This is a genomic window from Neisseria sp. P0021.S007, assembly GCF_051956855.1.
In genome coordinates this window covers 1-599 of sequence record NZ_JBQCXA010000780.1, presented here as the reverse complement: position 1 = coordinate 599, position 599 = coordinate 1, and the positions used below count along the sequence as shown (strand labels likewise).

Genomic DNA, 599 nt, shown 5'->3' with positions numbered 1-599 from the left:
AATCAATGCTTCAGGCAAGCCGGCTTCCTTCGCGCCCGCTTTGGTCACCCACTCATCCAAGTTTTCCACTTTCAAACCTGAATTGGCGGCTGCTTTTGCCAAAGAAGATGGATCATTGAAGGCATCTTCACCCAATTTTTCTTTAGCGGCATTAAAGGCAGAAGCTGCTTTTTTCAGTTTCAAGGCTGCTTCGATACGCGCTTTGGCTTGTTCCAAAGTCGGCTCAGCTTCGACATTCAAAACTTTGATAACGTGATAACCCAAAGATGATTTAACGGTATCGCTGACTTCGCCTTTGCCCAATGCAAATGCCGCTTTATCAAATTCAGGTCCAAAGCCACTGCCGCCGCTTTTGCTCAGGTAGCCCAAATTGCCGCCTTTGTTGCTGCTAGACAAATCTTTGGAGTACTTGGCCGCCAGCTCGGCGAAAGCATCTGGGTGCGCTTTGAGCTCTGCAGCCATTTTATCTACTTCGGCTTTAATTTCCGCATTGCTTGCTTCATCTCCGTTAGGCATAACAGGAATGAAAATATGCGCAATTTCGGCTCTTGGCGACAAATCTACGCTTTTGCTGTCGTAAGCTTTTTGTACTTCTTCTG

General features: G+C 46.9%; 1 protein-coding gene. It reads right to left on the bottom strand.

Going from position 1 to position 599, the window contains the following annotated elements; genetic code table 11:
- The coding region (locus tag ACTHUR_RS15920) for a peptidylprolyl isomerase (protein WP_440399635.1) at window positions 1-599 on the bottom strand (599 nt) is incomplete at both ends.